Annotated in this window: 6 protein-coding genes; 5 read left to right on the top strand and 1 reads right to left on the bottom strand. The window is 38.3% G+C overall.

Going from position 1 to position 6,114, the window contains the following annotated elements; all coding sequences use genetic code 11:
* Positions 1–125 precede the first annotated feature (125 nt).
* From MVE01_RS01640 to ppk2, 5 genes are all read left to right on the top strand, one after another.
* Positions 126–1,094 carry an aldolase catalytic domain-containing protein gene (locus MVE01_RS01640; protein WP_472560415.1) on the top strand — a complete coding sequence of 323 codons (969 nt, stop codon included), beginning with the start codon at positions 126–128 and terminating at the stop codon, positions 1,092–1,094.
* Between the two features lie 163 nt (positions 1,095–1,257).
* Positions 1,258–2,622: a transporter substrate-binding domain-containing diguanylate cyclase gene (locus MVE01_RS01635; RefSeq protein WP_472560414.1), complete on the top strand. Its 1,365-nt coding sequence runs from the start codon at positions 1,258–1,260 to the stop codon at positions 2,620–2,622.
* A gap of 46 nt (positions 2,623–2,668) precedes the next feature.
* Positions 2,669–2,887 (top strand): DUF1653 domain-containing protein, encoded by a 219-nt coding sequence (locus MVE01_RS01630; RefSeq protein ID WP_472560413.1) that lies wholly within the window; start codon positions 2,669–2,671, stop codon positions 2,885–2,887.
* Between the two features lie 206 nt (positions 2,888–3,093).
* Positions 3,094–4,374, top strand: coding sequence for a M20/M25/M40 family metallo-hydrolase (locus tag MVE01_RS01625; RefSeq protein WP_472560412.1), 1,281 nt, complete (start codon positions 3,094–3,096; stop codon positions 4,372–4,374).
* A gap of 127 nt (positions 4,375–4,501) precedes the next feature.
* On the top strand, positions 4,502–5,410 hold the full coding sequence (gene ppk2, locus MVE01_RS01620; protein WP_472560411.1) for a polyphosphate kinase 2: 909 nt from the start codon (positions 4,502–4,504) through the stop codon (positions 5,408–5,410).
* Here ppk2 and nth read toward each other — a convergent pair.
* On the bottom strand, positions 5,407–6,069 hold the full coding sequence (gene nth / locus MVE01_RS01615; RefSeq protein WP_472560410.1) for an endonuclease III: 663 nt from the start codon (positions 6,067–6,069) through the stop codon (positions 5,407–5,409). The two genes, ppk2 and nth, sit on opposite strands and share 4 nt — an antisense overlap.
* Positions 6,070–6,114: the final 45 nt, after the last annotated feature.

Raw genomic sequence — 6,114 nt, 5'->3', positions numbered from 1 at the left:
TTCAAATTATTGGTGTTGTAAGGGTACAACACCAAACAATTACCTAAAAATCCCCACTCCTTTAATACAAACACAAACCATAAAACGATATTATTTTTCTAATTTTAATACTATAAGGATGATGCATGCTGGAAAAACATGGATCCATGCTTCTTGCCAGAGAAGATATAAAAGTTTTTGACTGTACCATAAGAGACGGTGGGCTGGTAAACAATTACCACTTTACAGATGAGTTTGTAAGAGGTGTGTATGACACTTGTGTGGCTGCTGGTGTGGACTATATGGAGATAGGGAAGAACAACTCTCCGACACTCATGAGTGAAGAGGAGTTCGGTGTGTGGAACTTCTCTAAAGAAGAGGACATCAGACGTATTGTCGGTAATAATGATACCGATATGAAAATAGCTGTTATGTCCGACATCGGAAGAACGGTCAAAGAGGAACTTTTGCCTAAAGAGGAGTCTGTGATCGATATGATACGTATAGCCACGTACATTCACCAGATACCTGAGGCAATAGAACTCATAGAAGAAGCACATGCCAAGGGGTATGAAACTACGGTGAATGTAATGGCTATTGCCAAGTCGTTCAATGATGAACTGGATGAGGTATTGGAGATACTTGGCAAGACCAATGTAGATGTCATTTACATCGCCGATACTTTTGGGTCGTTCTACCCTGAGCAGATCAAGAAGCTCACCGGGAAATACCTTGATGTAGCAGAACCCAAGGGTAAACAGGTAGGTATCCATGCGCATAACAATATACAGCTGGCATATGCAAATACCATTGAAGCGATGATATATGGTACAAGCTTCTTGGACTGTACTATATCCGGACTCGGACGTGGGGCAGGGAACTGTCCTATGGAACTGCTTATCGGCTTTTTGAAAAATCCGAAATATAAACAGCTTCCTGTGCTTGAGTTCATAGAAAAGTACATCGTTCCTTTGGAAAAAGAGCTGGACTGGGGTTACAGTATCCCCTATATGATCACAGGTCAGCTTGTGGAACACCCACGATCTGCCATGAAAGCAAGAGCCGAGGGTGACACGAAGTATGTGGAACTCTATAACACTTTAACAGAGAAGTAACTACCAGAAAATTGGAATTTTCCGATTTTCTACTTTTAGGGATCAATCCTATATCCTTTTGGGTGACTGAAGCATTTTTCCGGTATTTTGCAAAAACAAAATGTTATGTTAGAATATATTATATATGCTTATATTCGATCACCTTTGAAGGAGGGGGTATAAGATGAAATACATTATTTTTCTATTGCTTTTTACCTTTGCTTATGCCCAACCTCTGCCTTTGACTTTGCAAGAAAAGCAGATTATTCAAATCCATCCGCTTACATGCATATCGACAGGACTCTGGGCACCTTTTAATCTACTTGAAGATGATAAACTTGTAGGGATAGGGTTTGATTATTGGGATCTGATACGTGAACGACTTGGTATTGAAGATGGTTGTAAAACAGCAAACAACTGGACTCAGGTATTGGATGCGATCAAAAACAAAACAGCCGATATGACCATTGCTGCACAGGCAACGCCAGAGCGCTTGAAATATGCTGTATTTTCCAAACCTTATGCCAAATATCCTATGGTGGTCGCAACAAAGAACAACATCGGATTTATTCATGATATCGAATTGATCAGAAATAAAGTGATCGTCATGCCAAAAAAATATGCAACGACCGCTATCTTGCTTAAACACTATCCTCATCTTAATATTAAATTTACAGATTCCATAGATCATGCACTCTCTCTTGTTGAAAAAGGAGAAGCTTTTGCAACGATCGATATTCTTCCCGTGATCGCCTACAAGATCAACAAGAATAATTTTGAAACGTTAAAAATATCAGGAAGTATTCCGGAATATTTTTCTGTAGCTATTATGCTGAGAAAAGATTATGCCATGCTGGTACCCCTGATCAACAAAGCAATCGATTCCATCACAAAAGAAGAGAAAAATGCGATCAATAAACGCTGGATAACGATCCACCGTCAGCAGAAGATTCCCCGTAAATACTTTTATGCATTGCTAGCAAGTGCACTTTTTGTTTTTACCTTTTTCAGTGTATGGCTTTTACTGTTGAAAAAAGAGATCATCCAAAAGAACAGAACAGAGAAAAAGTTGAAAAAACTGGTGAACATAGACAGTTTAACCGGTATTTTTAACAGACATATGCTTGATGCAACGTTAGATAATGAAATAGCTTTGGTACAAAGGCACGGTAATCCGCTGTGTGTGATCTTTTTTGATATAGATGACTTTAAAAATATCAATGACCGATATGGACATAAAGTGGGTGATTCTATTTTAAAGGAACTTTCCAAACTGATAGCAAAGACGATTAGGAAGAGTGATGTTTTCGGCAGATGGGGAGGAGACGAGTTTTTACTGATACTTCTTGAGACCAAAGAAGAGGATGCTCTGATCTTTGCCGTACATCTTGATAAAGTGATACAGAAACATCATTTTAAACAGGATATTTCTATTAGCTGCAGTTTTGGGGTAACCTGTTATAAAAACGGAGATACAAGAGAGAGTATGATGAGTAGAGTAGACAAATATTTCTATAATAAGAAAAATGAAAACAATAGAATTTTCTGAATATCTAGGTTATTCAGAAGATTCAATAGTTAGAAAAAGGTTGAATGTGAAACTAAAAGAAGGTATTTACCGGCACTATAAAGGTAATCTTTATGAAGTTCTTATGACCGCACAGCACTCTGAAACAGAAGAGTGGATGGTAGTCTATAGGGCAATGTATGCACAGAGGGGAATATGGGTACGTCCTTATGAGATGTTTGTAGAAAAAGTAGAGGTGGAAGGTAGGCTTGTACCACGTTTTGAAAAACTAGAAGGTGAGTGCTAGATCCCTTCTATTTTTTTTGCATCAAAACTGATTAGATGTTCCCCTGAGAATTTAAACAGAAGTTCAATAGGATGACAGCATACTTCACAGTTTTTTGTTTATAGGATTATACTATACTTCTTTATGAATTTTAAATTGCTATTCTAGTTTAATATTTATTCTCTACTTTTTTTAAAAAAGTAACTAAAAAGCACAAAAGGACTGATATGTCACAAATTATTGCACACTTTCAAACGCTAACGCAAATACCTCATTGTAGTAAAGAGGCGGATAAATTATTGGATTTTTTAGTGGCTTTTTCCAAAGAGAGAGGATATGCAGTAGAAGTGGATGAGGTAAAGAATATCTATATCCATAAGGGTACACCCAAATTATGTCTGCAAGCGCACTATGATATGGTCTGTATGGGGAAAGCACCGCAGATAGAGACCTATATGGAAGAAGGGTGGATAAAGGCAAAGAATGCTTCACTGGGTGCTGATAACGGGATGGCTATTGCTATGATGATGCAACTCATGGATGAAGGTGAGGAATTGGAATTTCTGATCACTTCAGATGAGGAGATAGGGCTCATCGGTGCAAATAAAGTAGCATTTGATCTGAAAGCTACGATGATGTTGAACCTTGACAGTGAAGATGAGGCAGAAGTCTACATAGGATGTGCAGGGGGTGCAGATATTACAGCATTTAAACAGGATAATTATAAAAAAGGAGAAGGTGACTGTTATGAAGTGGCAGTTAAAGGGCTTGTCGGTGGTCACTCAGGTGTAGATATAGATAAAGGTATCCCCTCTGCCATTAAGATACTAGGCAGCTATTTATATGAAAACCGTGTGACCCAGCTTGCAAGTATGTATGCAGGGGAACGCCGTAACTCCATCCCTGCCAATGCGGTAGCTATTGTACGAAGTGAAACGCTCTTGGAAAGCCAGGAAAATGTCACAGTCCGTAAACTGAAAGAGGCACCTGAAGTATTGAGAGAAGGGGACAGACTCATAGAGCTTATACATAGGTTCAAACATGGGGTACGGGCACAAAATGAAAAACTCGGTATTCCTGATGTGAGTATTAACCTTGCGATTATTACATCAGATGAGAAAGGTGGACTCAAGATAGAGATTTCGGCTCGTGCCATGGGAGCAGACGCATTGGAAGATTTGACAGAAGAGACAGTAAAGATGTTCGAAGATTATGGTTTTTCTGTAAAGGTAGAAGACAAGTACCCAGCATGGAAACCTGATGTCTCAGCGTTTACCAATCTCGTCAATGATGAAATGAAAGCTGTCTTTGGCAAAACAAAGATGATGGCGATCCATGCTGGACTTGAGTGCGGTGTCATCGCAGAAAAGTACTCTATGATGCAGTTTGCTTCCATAGGTCCGACAATCCGTTATCCTCACTCTACAAGAGAGATGGTAAATGTAGATTCCGTAGAAAAAACATTTGAAGTGCTGCAGGGGGTCATCAAGCGAGTAAAAATGATATAACTTGTGTATTTTTTTCACACTTTTATAAATATTTTTCACAAATTATTTTTATAATTTCATAACAAGCCGGGTAGGAGTAAGCTTAAAAAATACCAAGGGTTTGAAATGCCTGATATGAAGGATAAAAATGAAAACAATATTTCAAGATCTCGAGTATTTGAAAAAGAATATTGAAGATAAAAAATCAAAGAATATTCTTAAAGAACTCGAACATAATTTCCACTTACTAAAAACCAAAAGTGGGTTAAGTCAGTTGATGGGTAAGAAAAAACTTGCCAAGATCACACGTAATGTAGAGTATGAGAATGAACTGAAAGAGTTGCAGGTTGAGCTTATAAAATTACAAAACTGGGTTTATGATAATAAAAAGCGTGTAATGATTATTTTTGAAGGACGTGATGCTGCGGGGAAAGGTGGATCGATCAAGCGTTTTACACAGTATCTTAATCCTAGAAAGTTCAGAGTCGTGGCGCTTCAAAAACCGACGGAAGTAGAAACGGGACAATTCTACTTTCAGCGTTATTTTCAACATTTACCAAACCCTGGAGAGATTACTTTCTTTGATAGAAGCTGGTATAACCGTGCCATAGTGGAGCCGGTTTTTGATTTTTGTACACCTGAACAATATGAGAAATTTATGAAAGAAGTACCGGAAATAGAGCATGCTATTATGGATGATGGTATTATTCTTATTAAATTCTGGTTTTCCATTACCAAAGACAATCAGAAAAAACGTTTTAAAGAACGTATGAGCAATCCGCTTAAACACTGGAAGTTAAGTCCTGTAGATCAGAAAGCACAAGAGATGTGGGATAAGGTAACGTATTATAAAGAGGAGATGTTCAGCCGTACACATACTGGGTTTGCACCATGGATTATTGTGGACAGTAATGATAAAAAGCGAGCGAGACTGGAATCCATACGCTATGTACTTTCCCAAATTCCCTATGATGGTAAAAAAGATGCAAAGATAAATTTACATCATGACCCTGAAGTGGTTGAAAGGTACCACAGAAGAACACATGATGAGCATTAAACCTTAAATGTCTGGGAGGTTCTACAGTGTGCAGCCATAAAACACTCTTCACATTCCGGTTTAAGTGCTTTGCACCTGTATCGTCCGAAAAGTACCATAGCTTGATGGAGTAAATGCAGATCGGTTTTAAATTTTTTACTCAGTTCTTCCTCACATTTTACAGCACTGTTCGCATCACTAAGTCCTAAGCGGTGTGCAACTCTGAAAACGTGTGTATCTACAGCCATGAGATTGGCTCCAGCATACTCTATCATCACAACATTGGCAGTTTTCTGCCCTACACCTGCCAGCTTGACAAGTTCTTTTTGCTCCAACGGTATTTCATTATTATAATTTTCTACTACTGTTTGTGCCATTTTGATGAGGTTCTTTGCCTTGTTATTGAAGAATGAACAGGTTTTAATGTAACTTTTGACTTCATCAAGATCGGCATTTGCAAGGCTTACAGGGTCAGGGTAGGTTTTAAAGAGTGCAGGGGTGATCAGATTAACCCGTTTATCAGTACATTGTGCAGAGAGCATGACGGCAATAAGCAGTTCATAAAGGTTTTTGTATTGCAGTTCAGTCACAGAGTCCGGATAGTGTTCAAGAAAAAGTGCTTTAATCTCTTCTATCTCTTTTTTGGTTGCTTTTTTGACTTTTGTACGCTTTTTCTCCACAATTTTGTCCTATGCTTTTGTTTCTGGCATTTTATCACAAGCTAT

Origin of the sequence: Sulfurovum sp. (assembly GCA_026990595.1) — a bacterium.
Classification (GTDB): Bacteria; Campylobacterota; Campylobacteria; order Campylobacterales; family Sulfurovaceae; genus Sulfurovum.
Note: the sequence above shows the minus strand (reverse complement) of the source record. Positions and strands in the feature narration are given on the sequence as shown.